The 16,396-nt window shown below is 60.3% G+C and carries 17 protein-coding genes; 8 read left to right on the top strand and 9 right to left on the bottom strand.

The window, feature by feature from the left end; genetic code table 11:
- The coding region (locus EM858_RS03970) for a transposase (protein ID WP_164865298.1) at window positions 1–266 on the top strand (266 nt) is incomplete at its 5' end.
- Window positions 267–453: 187 nt separating this feature from the next.
- Window positions 454–1,581, top strand: coding sequence for a Gfo/Idh/MocA family oxidoreductase (locus EM858_RS03965; RefSeq protein WP_127755877.1), 1,128 nt, complete (start codon window positions 454–456; stop codon window positions 1,579–1,581).
- Between the two features lie 232 nt (window positions 1,582–1,813).
- Here EM858_RS03965 and EM858_RS03960 read toward each other — a convergent pair whose 3' ends face one another.
- The 3 genes from EM858_RS03960 to EM858_RS03950 form a co-directional block, all read right to left on the bottom strand.
- Entirely contained in the window at window positions 1,814–2,776 is a 963-nt protein-coding gene (locus tag EM858_RS03960; RefSeq protein WP_127755876.1) for a 2-hydroxyacid dehydrogenase, read from the bottom strand.
- Window positions 2,777–3,136: 360 nt separating this feature from the next.
- The gene (locus EM858_RS03955; RefSeq protein ID WP_003505469.1) at window positions 3,137–4,159 is read right to left on the bottom strand and encodes a LacI family DNA-binding transcriptional regulator; all 1,023 of its coding nucleotides are present in this window, start codon (window positions 4,157–4,159) and stop codon (window positions 3,137–3,139) included.
- 134 nt (window positions 4,160–4,293) lie between these two features.
- Window positions 4,294–4,803: a MarR family transcriptional regulator gene (locus EM858_RS03950; RefSeq protein WP_035263256.1), complete on the bottom strand. Its 510-nt coding sequence runs from the start codon at window positions 4,801–4,803 to the stop codon at window positions 4,294–4,296.
- Between the two features lie 79 nt (window positions 4,804–4,882).
- Here EM858_RS03950 and EM858_RS03945 point away from each other — a divergent pair, with 79 nt between their 5' ends.
- From EM858_RS03945 to EM858_RS03930, 3 genes are all read left to right on the top strand, one after another.
- On the top strand, window positions 4,883–5,683 hold the full coding sequence (locus EM858_RS03945; RefSeq protein WP_127755875.1) for a creatininase family protein: 801 nt from the start codon (window positions 4,883–4,885) through the stop codon (window positions 5,681–5,683).
- 113 nt (window positions 5,684–5,796) lie between these two features.
- Entirely contained in the window at window positions 5,797–6,924 is a 1,128-nt protein-coding gene (locus EM858_RS03940; RefSeq protein WP_127755874.1) for a GTP-binding protein, read from the top strand.
- Window positions 6,925–7,205: 281 nt separating this feature from the next.
- A complete protein-coding gene (locus EM858_RS03930) occupies window positions 7,206–8,198 on the top strand; it encodes a WD40 repeat domain-containing protein (protein WP_127755873.1) in 993 nt (330 codons plus the stop codon).
- Between the two features lie 234 nt (window positions 8,199–8,432).
- On the opposite strand, the gene EM858_RS03920 is transcribed toward EM858_RS03930, so the two are convergent.
- The 3 genes from EM858_RS03920 to EM858_RS03910 all read right to left on the bottom strand — a co-directional run bounded on the left by EM858_RS03920 (window position 8,433) and on the right by EM858_RS03910 (window position 11,300).
- Window positions 8,433–9,614 carry an MFS transporter gene (locus EM858_RS03920; protein ID WP_127755872.1) on the bottom strand — a complete coding sequence of 394 codons (1,182 nt, stop codon included), beginning with the start codon at window positions 9,612–9,614 and terminating at the stop codon, window positions 8,433–8,435.
- A gap of 205 nt (window positions 9,615–9,819) precedes the next feature.
- On the bottom strand, window positions 9,820–10,467 hold the full coding sequence (locus EM858_RS03915; RefSeq protein ID WP_127755871.1) for an outer membrane protein: 648 nt from the start codon (window positions 10,465–10,467) through the stop codon (window positions 9,820–9,822).
- A 545-nt stretch (window positions 10,468–11,012) separates the two neighbouring features.
- Window positions 11,013–11,300 carry a hypothetical protein gene (locus EM858_RS03910; protein WP_004433441.1) on the bottom strand — a complete coding sequence of 96 codons (288 nt, stop codon included), beginning with the start codon at window positions 11,298–11,300 and terminating at the stop codon, window positions 11,013–11,015.
- Window positions 11,301–11,570: 270 nt separating this feature from the next.
- Here EM858_RS03910 and EM858_RS03905 point away from each other — a divergent pair, with 270 nt between their 5' ends.
- The 3 genes from EM858_RS03905 to EM858_RS03895 all read left to right on the top strand — a co-directional run bounded on the left by EM858_RS03905 (window position 11,571) and on the right by EM858_RS03895 (window position 14,541).
- Window positions 11,571–12,749, top strand: a complete 1,179-nt coding sequence (locus EM858_RS03905) for a hypothetical protein (protein ID WP_127755870.1) — start codon at window positions 11,571–11,573, stop codon at window positions 12,747–12,749.
- A gap of 107 nt (window positions 12,750–12,856) precedes the next feature.
- Window positions 12,857–13,498, top strand: a complete 642-nt coding sequence (locus EM858_RS03900) for a DUF1007 family protein (RefSeq protein WP_164865297.1) — start codon at window positions 12,857–12,859, stop codon at window positions 13,496–13,498.
- Window positions 13,492–14,541 carry a nickel/cobalt transporter gene (locus EM858_RS03895; protein ID WP_127755868.1) on the top strand — a complete coding sequence of 350 codons (1,050 nt, stop codon included), beginning with the start codon at window positions 13,492–13,494 and terminating at the stop codon, window positions 14,539–14,541. Before EM858_RS03900 ends, EM858_RS03895 begins: the two co-directional genes overlap by 7 nt.
- Here the strand turns inward: EM858_RS03895 and EM858_RS03890 are convergent.
- From EM858_RS03890 to EM858_RS03875, 3 genes are all read right to left on the bottom strand, one after another.
- Complete coding sequence (locus tag EM858_RS03890; RefSeq protein WP_127755867.1) at window positions 14,538–14,777, bottom strand: hypothetical protein; 240 nt, start codon at window positions 14,775–14,777, stop codon at window positions 14,538–14,540. The genes EM858_RS03895 and EM858_RS03890 overlap by 4 nt on opposite strands.
- On the bottom strand, window positions 14,770–15,456 hold the full coding sequence (locus EM858_RS03885; RefSeq protein ID WP_127755866.1) for a GNAT family protein: 687 nt from the start codon (window positions 15,454–15,456) through the stop codon (window positions 14,770–14,772). The genes EM858_RS03890 and EM858_RS03885 overlap by 8 nt, the downstream gene beginning before the upstream one ends.
- Before the next feature lie 196 nt (window positions 15,457–15,652).
- Entirely contained in the window at window positions 15,653–16,348 is a 696-nt protein-coding gene (locus EM858_RS03875; RefSeq protein ID WP_004445183.1) for a tellurite resistance TerB family protein, read from the bottom strand.
- Between the last annotated feature and the right edge of the window lie 48 nt (window positions 16,349–16,396).

The following is a 16,396-nucleotide window of genomic DNA, read 5'->3' as shown; positions in this document are numbered from 1 at the left end:
CGCTTGCAGGCCTTGCCCCCTTCAATGCCGATAGCGGCATTCATCGCGGCCAGCGCCATATCCGCGCCGGACGAAAGCGCGTGCGCGATGCCCTCTATATGGCGGCGCTGGTGGCCTACCGGCTAAAGTCGCCCTTCGCCCGCATGGTTCAAGCCATGCAGGCCAAAGGCAAACCGTTCAAGGTCATGATCATCGCCATCGCCCGCAAACTGCTCGTCATTGCAAATGCTATTCTCAGGGATAAAACCACATTCGAAGCAGCTTAAAACAACATGCATTAATACAGTTGCCAGCCGACATGCGTCTGCGCGGCGGGGAGAGTCTTCCCAGCCCAAGGACTTGGGCTGGCTGGATCCCTGTGACAAGCACAGGGATGAGGGCGGAGGGGTTTTGTTCCGCCTGCCACATTTCAATAAACGCTCAATATTCTAAAACTCTCGGGAGGAGAATAGCATGGCCGCTCTTGGCGTGGGCCTTATCGGCACCGGTTACATGGGCAAATGCCACGCGCTGGCGTGGAATAACGTCACCAGCGTCTTCGGCGATGTGGAACGCCCGCGCCTCGTGACGCTCGCGGAAGTAAACCCCGAGCTTGCCGCGAAGAAAGCGGCGGAGTTCGGTTTTGCCCACTCGACGGGCAACTGGCGCGACCTGCTGTCCAATCCCGAGATCGATGTCATCTCGGTCACCACGCCCAACGCCTTCCACCCGGAAATGGCCATTGCCGCCCTTGAGGCCGGCAAGCATGTCTGGTGCGAAAAGCCGATGGCACCCGCCTTTGCCGACGCGGTGAAGATGCGCGATGCGGCCCGCCGGTCCGGCAAGGCAGCGGCGATGGGGTATAATTACATTCAGAACCCCGTCATCCGCCACATGCGCCGTCTGATCGACGAAGGCGCGATTGGCAAAGTTTATCACGTCCGGGCCGAAATGGACGAGGACTTCATGGCGGATGCCACGCAGCCCTTCTACTGGAAGAGCGAGGCGTCTTCCGGTTACGGCGCGCTGGATGATTTCGCCGTGCACCCGCTGTCGCTGCTCTTCGCCCTTTTCGGCCATGCCGAAAGCGCCATCACCGACATGGTGAAGCCTTACGAAACCCGGCCGCTTGCCGGCGGTGGCGACCGCGCCGTCGAGACGCACGACCTCGCCAGCGTGCTGTTGAAGCTCGAAGGCGGCATTTCCGCTGTGCTCATCGCCAACCGTTCCGCCTGGGGCCGCAAGGGCCGCATCGCTATCCAGATTTATGGCTCCACCGGCTCGATCCTGTTCGATCAGGAACGGATGAACGAATTCCAGCTTTACACCACGGATGGACGCCCGGAAGAGCAGGGTTTCAGAACCATCCTTACCGCGCCGCACCACAAGCCCTATGACCGCTTCATCCCCGCCCCGGGCCACGGCCTCGGCTTCAACGACCTGAAGGTGATCGAATGCCGCGAACTGATCGCGGCGATCGAGGGGAAAAAGGCGCATATCATCGATTTCGAGGAAGGCCTGAAGATCGAGCGCAGCATTCACGCCATGGCCCGGTCATTTGCCGAAGGGCGTTGGGTGGGAAGCTCGGAGATTGCGGAATAGGGACGCGCATGAGGTGAGCGCAAAGCTTCACCTCTTTCGTCATGCTCGGGCCTGTCCCGAGCATCTGCAACATCTTGATTTTATTCGACGCGATTAGATCCTCGGCACAAGGCCGAGGATGACGACGAGAGAATGTGCACCCTTTACTACCGACTTCAAGGGGACTGCAGCCTGTCTGGAAATTTAAACCGGACAGCAGTGAGGCAAGCCCGAGGATGAGGCTGGAAAAGGATTACCCCTTGACCGGCGTCTCCGGAACCGGCGTCAGCACCTTTCCGTCCTTAAACCAGCCGAGAATATTGTCGGCCACCAGATCGGCCATGGCGTTGCGCGTCGGAACCGAGGCGGAGGCGACATGCGGCAGCAGGGAGACGTTCGGCAGCGACAGGAAGGCTTCCGGAACCTTCGGCTCGGCATAGAACACATCCAGACCGGCAGCACCCAAAGCGCCGCTCTTGAGCGTCTCAAGCAGTGCATCCTCATCGACGCTGGAACCGCGGCCGACATTGATGAAAACGCCCTGAGCCCCAAGCGCCGTCAGGATTTCCGCATTGATCGCCTTGTGCGTTTCCGGCGTGCCGGGCACGATGCAGATCAGTATATCGACCGCTTCCGCCATCTCCTTCAGCGAGCCGTAATAGGTGTAGGAGAGACCATCCCGCTTGCTGCGTGTGTGGTATCCGATCTCCACCTTGAAAGGCTCCAGCCGTTTGGCGATTTCCTGGCCGATGCGGCCCATGCCAAAGAGACCGACCTTGCGGCCGCGCAGCGAAAACGGCGACAGCGCGAACGGACCTTCGCCAACCCATTTGCCATCGCGCAACCAGGTCTCGGCCTGATAAAGACGGCGCACGGTGTTGATCAAAAGCGCAATCGTCGTATCGGCCACCTCGTCGTTCAGAACGTCAGGCGTATTGGTCACCACGATGCCGCGTGTGGCGGCATGTTTGGCATCGACGCCATCATAACCCACGCCGAAATTGGCGATGATCTCGAGCTTCGGCAGCGCATCGATCCATTTGGCGTTGACGACGCCGGAAATGGCAATGGCGTTAACACGCTCGGCCGCGCCCGCCGGCAGAACCGGCTCGGCACCGGCAGGCACGGCCACGATCTCAACCTTGCCTTCGAGGCGCTCGAGAACGCGCGGGTTTATCTTGCCGGGAACGAGAACGACGGCCTTTTTGTCAGACATGAGCGGATATTCCTCCTGATAACATTCCAATAGCCGGAGCGGGTTTCAGGCGAACCTTTCGCCATACCACTCCCCTGGGCGGCGATCCTTTCAAACAAAGGCGGCCGTGAAAAGGGCAATAAGGGGATGCTATGGGGGCAGACGGAAGTTTCATGTCGATTTTTTTAAGCGCCCCATCACCGTCATGCCGGACTTGATCCGGCATTCAGTCAGCCCAAGGACTTGGGCTGATAGAGTCTTTTCACCGCGTAGACACGCGGTGGCTGGATTCCGGCTCAAGGCCGGAATGACGGAAGAAGGAAACATCGCGAACAACCAGAAACATGCAGCCTGCCGCATCCATACTTCCGGGCGATGTACTCACACCCGCGGCCGCACCGGCCCGGTCGATTGCCGGATGCGCATTTCCGGCTTGATGAGGTGAATGCCATCAGGTTCATGGCTGCCCGCCAGCCTGTCCAGCAGCGCGCGCGCCGCCAGGCGCCCCACCTCCGCCTGACCGTTGGAAACCGTGGTCAGAGCCGGGGTAGCAATCGCCGCTTCCTCCAGATCGTCGTAGCCGGTGACGGAAATATCGACGCCCGGCACCAGACCGGCGCGGGAAATGCCGTTCATGAGACCGATGGCGACGAGATCGTTCCAGCAGACGGCGGCAGTCGGCTTCTGCGGCAGCGAGAGGAAATGCACGGCCGCCTCGAAACCGCCCTGCTTGGAACGGGGGCCGGGAATGCGCAGGTTCGGATCGACCTCGATGCCGGCCTTGCGCAGCGCATTGACGTAACCCTGGTAACGGTCGCGCCCCGTCGATGTCTGGTCGGTGCCACCAACCATGGCGATGGTGCGGTGGCCGAGGCTGATCAGGTGGTTGGTGGCCAGCGAAATGCCGTAGCTGTCATCGCCACGATAGGTCGGCATGTCGACGCCATCCATGGAACGGGCCACCAGAATTGCGGGCATGCCGTTCTCCTCGGCCAGCGTCATGTCCTCGATCGGCGTGCCGATGGCCGGCGACATGATGATGCCGTCGGAACCCAGCTGCAGCAGCGTTTCGATGAAGGTGCGCTGTTTTTCCACCGAATCGTAGTGGTTGGAAAGAATGAAGGTCTGGCGGCTTCGGTCCAGCTCGCTTTCGATGGCTTTCAGAATTTCCCCGTAAAACGGGTTCATCACATCGTGGAACACCACGCCGACAATGCCGGAGCGGGAGGTGCGCAGGCTGGCGGCGCGGCGGTTATAAATATAACCCAGCGCCCGCGCCTGTTCCTTGATCTTGTCCCGCGTATCGGCAGCGACCAGGGGGCTGTCGCGCAATGCAAGAGAAATGGTGGCGGTCGAAAGACCGAGGCTTTCGGCAATCGTGGACAGTTTGACCTTTTGGGCCACGGCATTCCTCCCCAAACGCGTGTCAATGACGGATAGCTCCGTTTAAATTGCAATTAAACAATTTAAACAAAATCCGCAACCCGTTTAAGGAATACCCACAAAACAGATGGTTCTTTTAAAAATTTCAGCAAAAATTATTGAAGATTGGCGTCAATCGCCTTCAAGAGTTTAACGATATTGCGCACATCCTTGGCCGAAAGCCCCTCGACGGCTCTTGCGCCGCAATTGGCGATGGAAACATTGATGTGTTCGACGCTTTTCAAACCCGCTTCCGTCAGCTTCACCAGCGTCACGCGGCCATCCTCGTCATCGCCGCTGCGCTCCACGAAGCCCTGCGCTTCCATGCGGCCGATGGTGCGCGTCATGGTGGGCGCCTTAACGCCGAGTTTCTGGGCGATCTGCCCCGGCGTCAGGCTGCCTTCCTGCGCCAGCGCCAGGATAACGCCGTCTTGGCCCGCATAAAGCCCGCTTTCGGCAAGGCTGTGGCTCAGCGCCGTGCGCATGGAACGGGCCGCCTGGGTGATGGATTGCGCCAGTTCCTCGGGGTTGAAATTCTCATCCCTCTTTTTGGCGTCCTTTACCTTCTTGCCGCCCTTTTCCTTCTTGGCGCTTTTGTCCTTATGCCCGGTTTTGTCCTTGCTCATATGCGAGTGCCTTTTACCCTGTGGCGGAACCGATATATGTTGCTGGAAATCCTTAACGAATGCACGCGCGGACTGCCAGATGCCAAACTCATACACGCATTATCACGACGAAAACGTAACAGACCCGCATCTTCGCGCAACAGGTGCAATTTCCGTGCTGCCGCTCGGCGCGCATGAACAGCATGGGCCGCACCTACCCTTCGAGACCGATACGCTGATTGCCGAAGGCATCGCCGCCCGTCTCGCCGCCGCCCTGCCCGCCCACCTGCCCGTTTCCTTCCTGCCGGTGGAACCGGTCGGATATTCCATCGAACACATGAATGTGCCGGGCACGAAGACCCTGCGTTACGATGAGGCCATCGAGCGCTGGCTCGGCATCGCCGAGGCGGAATATAACAAGGGCGTGCGCAAGTTCGTGATGCTGAACGCCCATGGCGGCAATTCACCGCTGATGACCATCGTTGCCACCGAGGCCCGCGCCCGTTTTGGCATGCTGGCGGTCGCCACAAGCTGGACCCGTTTCGGCGTACCGGCCGATATCGTGAAGCCGGAGGACAAGGCAGTCGACATTCATGGCGGCGATATCGAGACATCGGTCATGCTGGCGCTTCACCCCGAACGCGTGGCGATGCAGAAGGCCGCAAACTTTCCCTCCCGCCAGAGCGATTTCGCCAGCCGCTTCAAACACCTGCGCGCCTATGGCCCACATGCCTTCGGCTGGCTGATGAGCGATCTGAACCCCGACGGCGTTGCCGGAAACGCCGCCGCCGCCACCGCGGAAAAGGGCGAAAGGCTGATTTCCCATGCCGTAAAAGGCCTTGTCGAACTGCTTGAAGATATCCACGCTTTTGACATAACGTTATTTCATAACAAAATTTGAGTGACATGGCCGGATTCGGCCAAAATCTCTTTGAACTGCCAGGACGTCGCGCCTATATGGACGACGACACATCTTCCTGAGGCCTGACGGCCTCTCTCCACGCGGGGTTTTCCATGACCGAAACAGCTATAGCCAAGCCCATTCCAGTCACCGTCCTGACGGGATATCTCGGCGCCGGCAAAACGACGCTTCTCAACCGCATTCTCTCCGAGAACCACGGCAAGAAATACGCTGTCATCGTCAATGAATTCGGCGAGATCGGCATCGACAACGATCTGATCGTCGAGTCCGATGAAGAAATCTACGAAATGAACAATGGCTGCGTGTGCTGCACGGTGCGCGGCGACCTGATCCGCGTCGTGGAAGGCCTGATGCGCCGGCCCGGCCGTTTCGACGGCATCATCGTCGAGACGACAGGCCTTGCCGATCCCGTTCCCGTCGCCCAGACCTTCTTCATGGATGACGATGTGCGCGCCAAGACCGAGCTTGATGCCGTCGTTGCCCTCGTGGACGCCAAGCACCTGCCGCTGCGCCTGAAGGACAGCCGCGAGGCCGAAGACCAGATCGCCTTTGCCGATGTCGTCGTCGTCAACAAGACCGATCTTGTTTCGCCCGAGGAAGTCGCCCGCATCGAGGATATCGTGCGCGCCATCAATCCTTCCGCCCGCATCTACAAGACGACGCGTTCAGGCGTCGATCTTGCCCGGGTTCTCGATCAGGGCGCCTTCAATCTGGAACGCGCGCTCGAAAACGATCCGCATTTCCTCGAGCATGGCCATGAGGATCATGTCTGCGGCCCTGATTGCGACCACAATCACGATCACGGCCACCATCATCATGACCATGACCACGATCACGGGCATCATCATCACGATCATGACCATGGGCACGACCATGGCCACGATCACCACCACCATGGCGCGGTTTCGCCGATCCATGATGTGACGGTGCAATCGGTCTCGCTGCGCGGCGGCGAGATGAACCCCGAGCGGTTCTTCCCGTGGATCCAGAAGGTCACCCAGACCGACGGCCCGAACATCCTGCGCCTCAAGGGCATCATCGCCTTCAAGGGCGATGCGGAACGTTACGTGGTGCAGGGCGTGCACATGATCATCGAGGGCGACCACCAGCGCCCGTGGAAGGAAGACGAAAAACGCGAAAGCCGCCTCGTCTTCATCGGCCGCAAACTTGACCGCGAAAAGCTGGAAAATAGCTTCAACGCCTGCCTCGCGACGGCCTGATCCTCATCCCTCCGGCACCCCGGCCTTACGCCGGGGTATGACCGTTATCTTCCCTCATCTCTGTGCTTGTCACAGAGATCCAGCCAGCCCAAGTCTTTGGGCTGAAAGGACTCTCCCCGCCGCGCAGACGCGCGTCGGATGGATTCCTGTGACAAGCACAGGAATGAGGTTGAAGGGATGTAAAGCGGTTCCGCTTTTGCCGGAAATGCTTTAGAACCATGCCTGCCGCCGGGGTCGACATCGTCGCCCCATCCGACACAGATACGAAAGACCGATGCCCCATGCCGACTGTTGCCCCGCTTGATATCGAAGGCCACGTGGTCTCGACCCATTTTCTCGGCGACATTCCCCTGTTTGCCACCGCCGCCGGCACCATTCACCGGCTGGATGGCGGCGAGAAGGTGACTGAGGCGCATGACGGGCTTCTGACCTGCGTGCGCGATCCCTATAGCGCCACCCTGCTTTCCGGCGGCGAGGACGGACGTGTGCTGCGCATCGGCCATGACGGCAGCATCGGCGAAATCGCCAATGTGCCGCGCAAATGGGTGGGCGTTGTTGCCGGCGGGCCGCAGAAGGCTGTCGCTTATGGCGTCGGCAAATCCAGCTTCGTGCGGCTGTCGGACGGCACGATCAAGGAATTCAAGGAAGAGCGCACGGTGGAGGCCATCGCCTTCGCGCCCAAGGGCCTGCGCATTGCGGTGGCCCGTTATAACGGTGTAACGCTGCACTGGGTGGCGACCGCCGGCGATCCGGTCGATCTGGAATGGAAGGGCGCGCATACCGGCGTCACCTTCTCGCCCGATGGCAAGTTCCTCGTCACCACCATGCAGGAAAACGCCCTGCACGGCTGGAAGATGGAAGCCACCAAGGGCGGCATGGAAGCGCGCCACATGCGCATGACGGGTTATCCCGCCAAGGTCAAATCCGTATCCTGGTCGGCAAAGGGCAAATGGCTCGCTTCTTCCGGCGCGCCGGCCGCCATCGTCTGGCCGTTTGCCGGCAAGGACGGCCCGATGGGCAAGGCCCCGGAAGAACTCGGCAGCCGCGCCAACATCATGGTCACCAATGTCGCCTTCCACCCTGTGGAAGATGTGCTCGCCATCGGCTTCATCGACGGCATGATCCTCGGCGTGCGCCTTGCTGACGGCAAGGAAGCCCTGCTGCGCCGCCCCGGCAAGGGCGCCATCACCGGCATGGACTGGAGCGCCACCGGCAAGCTGCTCGCCTTTGCTTCGGAAGCGGGTGATTGCGGGATCATCGATATTTCGGCTTGAGGGATGGTCGCGGGCGTAACAGGCCGCTCCGCACTCCCCTCATTCCTGTGCTTGTCACAGGAATCCAGTCAGCCCAAGTCCTTGGGCTGGAAGGAGTCGTTTCGCCGCACAGACGCGCGTCGACTGGATTCCTGTGACATCCTCGGGCTTGTTCCGGGGAACAGGAATGAGGGTCGTCCGCTATGTCGCCGCCAGACAAGCCCTTGTGCAAGATTGCCGCCCCCCTGCAATACCCTACTCCCCCACCTGCCGCCGCGTCAGAAACAGGAGCAGCAAGGCCGCGCCCGCGCCAACCGAAGCGAGCCGGATCGAGACGCCGAAACTTGCATATTGCGACACGAACCCCATCAGCGGCACTGCAAAAAGCGCGGCAAGGAAGATGGAGTTCATGTAGAGCGCCGTCGCCCGGGCCGTGCGGCCGCGCGCAAATCCCTGCACGAAGGTAAGGCAAGTGCCGGCGCAAAGGCCGTAATAGGCGCCTTCCAGCGCCGCACCCGCGATCATGGCCGGCAATGTGGTGACGGAGGCTATGACGTTGAAGGCGACGATGGCCATCATCGCTGAAACGCCCAGAAGCAGGCGGGCGCTGAAGCGGCGCATCATTCGAGGCGCAAGCAGGATGAACAGAACCTCCATGGCGCATTTGACGCTGAGCGACAGGCCCGGCACGTAATCCGGCAGGCCGACCTCCCGCACCAGAAACACCGGCAGGGCCGAGGCGCAGAGAGCGTGGGCAAAAGACATGCAGAAGCTGGCGGCCGCCGCCAGAAGCAGCGGCAGGTTGCGCCGTGTATCGTCGTCACCCGCCTGTCGCCGCTCCATTGGGCTGGTCTGGTCGCGCGGCACGACCGCAAGGGCAAGCCCGCCCCAGATGACCGCCATCAGCATGGCATTCACGAACACGGCCTTCGCGCCGGCAAGGTCGAAGATCAGATAGGCGGCGGCGGGAATCAGCATCCATGCCAGCGACACCATCGTCCGCAGGAAGGCATTATAGGCGGCCGTATCCAGCGCCTTCACCCGGCCATGATACCGGCCGTAACTGAAAATGAGCGTGCTGGCGGCATTGGAAAGCCCCATGCCGGTCGCCGTTATCGCCACCAGCAGCGCCAGATGCCCGAAACTCGCCGCAGCCGCCGCGACAAAAGCGCCGCACACGGAAAGTATCAACAGCGGCCTCACCCTTACCCCGGCATCGACGCGCTCGCCATAAACACGGCTGGCGGCAATCGAAGCCAGCGCCGCCGTCACGCTGTAAAAACCGACTGTTGCCGGCGGATGGCCAAGCACCTGGATGATATAGAAACCGATAAATGGCACGACGGCCGCATTGGTGCTGCCGGCAATAAAAACCAGCAGGGCGATCATATAGGCCTGACGATCGAAAGCGCCCGGCAAAGTGCTTTTCTGTAGCATGGGAATCGACTGAAGGCTGGGAGGCGGGACGGGATGACGGCGACCACAATCACACCAAAACGGCCAGCTGTTCAAGCCTGCCTTGAAAGGCAATGTGCGTTTTCGCCTTCGGCGGAACGTCCGCTGGATTGATGCAAGGATCGCCGCATCAGGCGCGCGGGGCGTCGCAACGCTGCGCCGCCCCTTTTCGAAAACGGAATAACCGTCAGAACTTTACGCCGAGGCCAACCTTGACGACGTGTTCGCTTACATCGCCGGTCGAGGTGATCGGACCGGTACGGTAGGTTTCCTTGCCGAAGTCGTTGTAACGATATTCGACGCGCCCAAACAGGTTGTTGGTGAAGGCATAATCGACACCCGCACCGACCGTCCAGCCGTGCAGAACCTTGCTGTCCTCACCGAACGGCGCTTTGACTTCGCTATCCGTCGCAGTGTAGCCGGCGGCGGTATAGATCAGCGCGCGGTCGATGGCGTAACCGGCGCGCAGGCGTGCGGAGCCGTTCAGGCCTGCGGAAACCTCGCTGGTGACAATGGTCTTGTCGCCCCAGGCGTAACCGAGATCGCCCTCGACGCCGAGAATGACGGAAGGGGCAACTTCAAAATTATAACCCGCGAAACCGGAAAAACGGCCGCCGTCAAATTCATGCTCCGTGGTGACGCCGAAAGTGGTCGACTTAACCCGGTTCCAGCCGTAACCCGCAGACGCACCGACATAAACACCATCCCAGGAAAAGGCAGGCGCAACGTCGTTGACGACCGGCGCGGACGGAATCTCGCTGACGGCATCGGCGGCAACGGCCACACCGGAGAAAACACCGAGCAGGCCGAGCGCGAGAAGTGATTGTTTCAACATGCGATAGCTCCTTGAAAATAACATCCCGTCACCTGCGGGCTGCGAGTATTTCGCGACCAGAAGCGCAGTGTCGTGACGGGGTTAACGCACCCGTAGATTGAAGAACATCGTGGTTAAAATCGCGTAAATAGCGCAGATAAAATAGCCGTCATGAAACGTATTTCGATTAATATCTGCAATATTTACCAAATATAAATTAGAATTAACGCGGATATTCACAAGTCGGCCGCCGCAACGTAAAAACGGCTCCAACCGCATCACAAAGACCACCACGAGTAGTGGCCATCCCGCACTTCTGTGCGCGTCGTTCACATCGGCGACGCGGACAAAAAAAGAGGGCCGCGAGGCCCTCTTCCAGTCATGCGATGCGCCGTTTGTTCTTGCCGGAAACGCCATGCGTCAAACACACGCAACTCGAGGGTCATTGCCGGCTTATGCGCTGCGCGCATCGTCTGCGTCGAAAATCCCTGATGATTTTCGAGCTGTTGCGTTGGAGCGGGATGGAGAAAAGCCCGATGGTTTCGCCATCCCGTTCCACGTTTCGGTTAGTGGCGGCGCTTTTTGCCGCCGTCATTCTTGTTGTCGATGACATCGACGGACGTCTTGTTGCCGTTCAGCACACCGTTCAGGATGCCGGTCTTGTTGCCATTCAGAATCCCGTTATTGGACAGGATGCCGCTGACACCGAGATCGATGCTCGGCGAGACGACGACAAGGGCGCCGCCCTTGTTGCTGTTGCCGGACAGGATGCCTCCCAGAAGACCGCCCGCATTGGCCTGACCAACGGAAGCGACAGTAAGAATAGCGGCTACACAAGCGAACTTTGCAATCATTTCTCTCTCCTCTTTTGTTTGATCACGCCATCTGGCGTAACTGAACTGTATATTTAGAGGATTCTAATTCAAGCAAAGGCTAATATTACAATAAACGATTAACACTAATACTTGTCATTTTAATCAAATTTTACATATCGCGACTTCGCGCTCCCGCCCCTTGCTCAAACAATGTCGGTCAGCACCTGTGCCGCAACAGTAAAGCGGCGCGGGAAACTTTATTAACCATCCAAATATAAGATATTGCTTAATTAGGGACCGGAGATGCGCATGCGGGTGGGGGGATATATCGCGCTTGTTCTCGGGCTTGCCTGCGCCTACGGCGCGCGGGCGGGGGAAAAGGCCGATGAACACAATGTCACCTATAAATCCGGCATTGCTTATGACAGCAATTATTTCGCCGACACCAACCGGCTGAGCGCGATTTCGCTGCGCGCCGGCTTCGGGCTCAATGGCAAGATCGCGCTGGAGGGGGCTGAGCTGCGCTATTCGCTCGAGCAGGAAGAGGTTCGCCTGCCCCGCTATCGTTTCGCCGATGAACATAACACCATCGCGGCACTGGGGCTGACGAAACGATTTTCCGAAAAGCTGGAATGGGCCCTTGAGCTGCGCGGCACCCGCAGCGATGCCGGCGATATTTTCCTGCACCTGCCGGAAGAAGACATTGGTTACCGGCAGCTGGATCACAAGCTGGAGGCGTCTTCCCAGCTCGGCATCCTCGCCCTTGGCGGCAAGAACACGCTGACGGCAAGCCTCGCCAGCCTGATGAAAGGCAAGGCGCGGTTCCGCCCGGCCTATTTCCTGCCCACCCGACTGGAAGCGAACGAGGCGCTTTTATCGCTGAAGGCCGAACATGCACGATCGCTCGGTGGCGGCGAGGCCGGGCTGACGCTTGCTTACGACCGCATCGCCGTGCCTGAGGGACAGCAGGAAAAATATGAACGTTTCCCGGCGAACACGCTGCGAGGTTCTCTGGCCTATGGTTACAGGTTCTCCGACCGTTTCGCGGTTCTGGCCGAAGCGGGCTTCACATCCATTTCCGGCGATGAGATCAGCGACAAGGTAAAGCGCACCCGCCCCTATCTGCGGGCCGAGGCCGAGGTGAAAGCCACCGAGCGCATCGCCTTCGGCGCGGGCTTTTCGCAGGACTATGCGCTTTTCGACCCGGATGACCCGATTGCCGAATTCCATCGCCGCTTTCAATTCGTCATGAAAAGCAGGCTCACCGAAAAGGTGGGGCTCGATCTTGCGCTGCACCGGGTCCACAAGGACTGGATCTATTATAATTACGATACCAGCGAGCGCCGGCTGGTCGCGACGCTTTCCTTCGATACCGGCAAGAACAGCAAGCTGGAAGTGGAGTTCAACCGCCTGCTGCATGGCGAGCGCGATACCGATCTTGCCTATAGCGGCTCCAGCATCACCTCGCGTTTCAGCGGCACCTTCTGAAATTTAACGTCAGCCCGCGCGAAGGATCAGCCGCATCAGGTCGAAATTCGGTCCCAATTTCTGCTAGAGTCAGACCTTCCAGATTCGAAGGCAGGACAGACCGGATAATGAACAGACGCTTTTTGCTCCTCGCGGCCGGCCTTGCCTGCGTTCCCGTCGCCGCGGCGGCGCATCCGCATATCTTTGCCGAAGCCCGCATGGAAATCGTCGAGGGGCCGAACGGCACCGTTCAGGAAGTGCGCAATATCTGGCGTTTCGACGAGATGTTCTCGGCAAGCGTGGTGATGGATTACGACAAGAACAGCGATCTGAAGCTCGACAAGGACGAGCTGGCCGAAATCGGCAATACCGTCCTGGAATCGCTCGCCGAATATTCCTACTACACCTTCATCACCGCCAATGGAAAACCGGTGGAATTTTCCAAGCCCGAGGCCATTCACGTGGACTATAAGGATCAGCAGATCCTGATGTTCTTCTCCGTGAAGCCGGCCAAGCCTCTGGCCGTCAAGGGCAAGCTCAGCTTCGGCGCCTGGGATCCGACCATGTATACGGCGATCGATTTCGCCAAGGATGGCGATATCGCCACGCAGGGCAAGGATCTGAATGCCTGCAAGCATCATGTCGTCCGTCCCGATCCCGACGAGGTGATCTCGCAGAACCAGGGCACGCTCACCGACGCCTTCTTCAACGATCCGACCGGCACCGACATGACCAAGCTCTTCGCCACCCGGCTGGAGGTCTCATGCTGAGCCGCAGGGCCGGCCTCTTCGCCGTCGCCATCGGCCTCATTGCAGTGGCCGGTGCGGCCCATGCGCAATCGCCGCTCGGCATCGGATCGGCCGAACCTTCCTTTTCCGTCGGCGGCCCCTTCGCGCCGCTGATGCAATGGATCAACGTGCACCAGCAGATGTTCTACCGTGCGCTGACCGGCGCGCTGAAGGCCATGCGTGAGGATGGCTGGGCGCTCAGCTCGCTGATCGGCCTCTCCTTTGCTTATGGCGTTTTCCACGCCGCCGGCCCCGGCCACGGCAAGGCGGTCATTTCGTCCTACATGATCGCCAATGAAACGCAGCTGAAACGCGGCATTCTCATTTCTTTCGTCTCGGCGCTCATTCAGGGTGCGGTCGCCGTCGGCCTCGTCGGTGCGGCCTGGCTGGTGCTGCGCGGCACCTCCATCACCATGACGAAGGCCACGCAGGCGATGGAGATCGCCAGCTTCGCCATGGTGGCGCTGTTCGGCGCCTGGCTGCTGGTGCGAAAACTCTGGTCACTGCGCATCCGGCGCGAACCTGTCGCGGTTTTCGCGGCGGCAGGTGAAACCTCGGCCGGCAGAACCACCGGCATGGGCACTGGCCTCCGGTTTCAGGGCAAGCCGGTTTTTGCCGATCACGACCATGACGGCACAGGCGATCTCTGCGCCGCCTGCGGCAAATCCCATGCGCCGGATCCGATGCTGCTGAAGGGAAAGAACTTCAGCCTGCATGAGGCATGGTCAGCCATCATCGCGGTCGGGCTCAGGCCCTGCTCGGGCGCGATCATCGTCATGAGCTTCGCGCTTCTGAACGGGCTTTATCTCGGCGGCGTGCTCTCCGTCCTCGCCATGTCGCTCGGCACGGCGATAACGGTATCGCTGCTCGCCATCATGGCCGTCTCGGCAAAGGGCCTCGCCGTGCGTTTCGCCGGCCCCGGCGGCCGCAGGGCAGCCGGCATCAGCCATGCGATAGAGATCGCCGGTGCGCTGTTCGTGCTCATCATGGGGCTGTTGCTGCTCGGCGCGTCGCTTCAGCTCTAACCGTCACGGCGACGCTGGTAACGGGCGCGCAGCCAGAACAGCAGGAAGAAACACAGCACCGCCACCGTGCCGAAGGCAGCGGCGAGCCAGGGCGAATAATCGCCGAGCCACAGCATGATCTTCGGCATGACGAAGAAGACCAGCCCGAAACCGACGATGATGAGGGCGGCGGCGATGGCCGGCGACCAATCCTTCTTGCCGGGGCTCGGCTTTTCAGGCGCCGGGTTTTCAGACATCGGCAAACTCCGCACGGATATCCTCAAGCTTGCGCTTCTGCGCGCCATCGGCCGCAAAATTCTCCGGCGCAAGCCAGGCTTCGAAGGCCTTGCCGATCAACGGCCATTCGCCGTCGATCATGGAAAACCACGCCGTATCGCGATTTTGCCCCTTCGAGATCATATGCTGGCGGAAGATGCCCTCGAAGGTGAAGCCGTAACGCTTCGCCGTTATCTTGGAGGGCTCGTTTTCATTGTGGCATTTCCACTCGTAACGGCGATACCCCAGATCCTCGAAAACATGTTTCGCCATCAGGTAATGCGCCTCGGTGGAAAGAGGCGAGCGCTTCATCTTCGCGCCATGGGCGACGGAGCCCACCTCGACCACGCCATTGGCGGGATCGGGCCGCATATAGCTCGCCATGCCGACGATATCGCCGGTGGCGTTTTCAACGAAGACCAGCGTGACCCAGTTGAGCTTCTGCCCCGCGCCGATGAGCCAGTCGCCAAAGGCGTCGGCATCGGGAAAGGCATTTTGCGGGAAATATTTGAGCAGCGCATTCACGCCCTCACCGCCAAGTGCGGCCCAGAGCCTCGCAAGATGTTTTTCGCGATCGAACGGCTCCGCCGTCACGTAACGGCCCTTCAACACCACCGGCTGCGGCGGCGGACATCCCTTGAAATCACTCAGATCGCGCATTCTCTTCCCCATTTGCTGGGAGAAGGATTAGGGCAAGCGGGGCGGGATGACAACAGTGCATGTGGGGTGGGATGCGGTGGCCCTGGCGGGTGTGGCTCACCCCCCTCTGCCCTGCCGGGCATCTCCCCCCTTGAGGGGGAGATGCCCGGCAGGGCAGAGGGGGGTGAGCCACACCCGCCGAGGCTAAACGCCTACCTCAAACCTTCGCCGCCACCACCGTCGCCTCGATATGGTCGACCAGCGCATCCGGCAGCCCAAGCCGCCCGGCCAGAAGGTCGAGATAGCCCCGCTCCGCCCGCGTATCCGCCTCGATGGCAAGCCGCGAGGCGGTGTAAAGCTCCACCTTCTGCTCTTCCGTGCGGGCGGCAGCCACCAGCGCATCGATGTCGAGCGGATCGGCCAGTTCCTTTTCGAGGAAACGCTCGGCTTCGCTATCGAGGCCGGAGACCTGCACCTTGTCCATGATGTTGGCGCGCTCCTTCTCATCGATATGACCGTCCGCCTTGGCGGCGGCGATCATCGCCTGGATGAGCTTCAGCGCAAAATCGTTGGAAAGGGCTGGCGATTGCGGATGGAAGGCGGAATCGGCGGGCGGGGCGAGAAGCTCCGGCTCGGGTTTCGGCGCGGCTTCAGGCGCCTGGCCGGACTTGTAATTCTTGTAGGCGAGGTAACCGAGACCGGCGATGGCGGCGACACCGCCAATGGTGGCGACATTGCCGGCGAGCTTGCGGCCGGTCTTGGTGCCCAGAATGGCGGCGGCGAGCGCGCCGGCCTTGAGCGGATTATTCTTGGCGATATCGGCGGCCTGCCCGGCTCTGTCACGGACGCTTCCCGAAAGGCCCGGCACCTGCGAGCCGAGGAATTGTTCAAGAAGCTTCTTGGCGTCGAACATCAAAATCTCCTGTAGAGGTCAAATCTACAGGGGAGATAGGAAGCCGTG

This window comes from Agrobacterium sp. CNPSo 2736 (assembly GCF_004005385.1).
Taxonomy (GTDB): domain Bacteria; phylum Pseudomonadota; class Alphaproteobacteria; order Rhizobiales; family Rhizobiaceae; genus Agrobacterium; species Agrobacterium leguminum.
Note: the sequence above shows the minus strand (reverse complement) of the source record. Positions and strands in the feature narration are given on the sequence as shown.

What these genes read in the sequence shown, in the direction of transcription:
- EM858_RS03965 (WP_127755877.1), top strand. Translation starts at nt 454, where the DNA reads ATGGCCGCTCTTGGCGTGGGCCTTATCGGCACCGGTTACATGGGCAAA.
- EM858_RS03960 (WP_127755876.1), bottom strand. Translation starts at nt 2,776, where the DNA reads ATGTCTGACAAAAAGGCCGTCGTTCTCGTTCCCGGCAAGATAAACCCG.
- EM858_RS03950 (WP_035263256.1), bottom strand. Translation starts at nt 4,803, where the DNA reads ATGAGCAAGGACAAAACCGGGCATAAGGACAAAAGCGCCAAGAAGGAA.
- EM858_RS03945 (WP_127755875.1), top strand. Translation starts at nt 4,883, where the DNA reads ATGCCAAACTCATACACGCATTATCACGACGAAAACGTAACAGACCCG.
- EM858_RS03940 (WP_127755874.1), top strand. Translation starts at nt 5,797, where the DNA reads ATGACCGAAACAGCTATAGCCAAGCCCATTCCAGTCACCGTCCTGACG.
- EM858_RS03930 (WP_127755873.1), top strand. Translation starts at nt 7,206, where the DNA reads ATGCCGACTGTTGCCCCGCTTGATATCGAAGGCCACGTGGTCTCGACC.
- EM858_RS03920 (WP_127755872.1), bottom strand. Translation starts at nt 9,614, where the DNA reads ATGCTACAGAAAAGCACTTTGCCGGGCGCTTTCGATCGTCAGGCCTAT.
- EM858_RS03915 (WP_127755871.1), bottom strand. Translation starts at nt 10,467, where the DNA reads ATGTTGAAACAATCACTTCTCGCGCTCGGCCTGCTCGGTGTTTTCTCC.
- EM858_RS03910 (WP_004433441.1), bottom strand. Translation starts at nt 11,300, where the DNA reads ATGATTGCAAAGTTCGCTTGTGTAGCCGCTATTCTTACTGTCGCTTCC.
- EM858_RS03905 (WP_127755870.1), top strand. Translation starts at nt 11,571, where the DNA reads ATGCGGGTGGGGGGATATATCGCGCTTGTTCTCGGGCTTGCCTGCGCC.
- EM858_RS03900 (WP_164865297.1), top strand. Translation starts at nt 12,857, where the DNA reads ATGAACAGACGCTTTTTGCTCCTCGCGGCCGGCCTTGCCTGCGTTCCC.
- EM858_RS03895 (WP_127755868.1), top strand. Translation starts at nt 13,492, where the DNA reads ATGCTGAGCCGCAGGGCCGGCCTCTTCGCCGTCGCCATCGGCCTCATT.
- EM858_RS03890 (WP_127755867.1), bottom strand. Translation starts at nt 14,777, where the DNA reads ATGTCTGAAAACCCGGCGCCTGAAAAGCCGAGCCCCGGCAAGAAGGAT.
- EM858_RS03885 (WP_127755866.1), bottom strand. Translation starts at nt 15,456, where the DNA reads ATGCGCGATCTGAGTGATTTCAAGGGATGTCCGCCGCCGCAGCCGGTG.
- EM858_RS03875 (WP_004445183.1), bottom strand. Translation starts at nt 16,348, where the DNA reads ATGTTCGACGCCAAGAAGCTTCTTGAACAATTCCTCGGCTCGCAGGTG.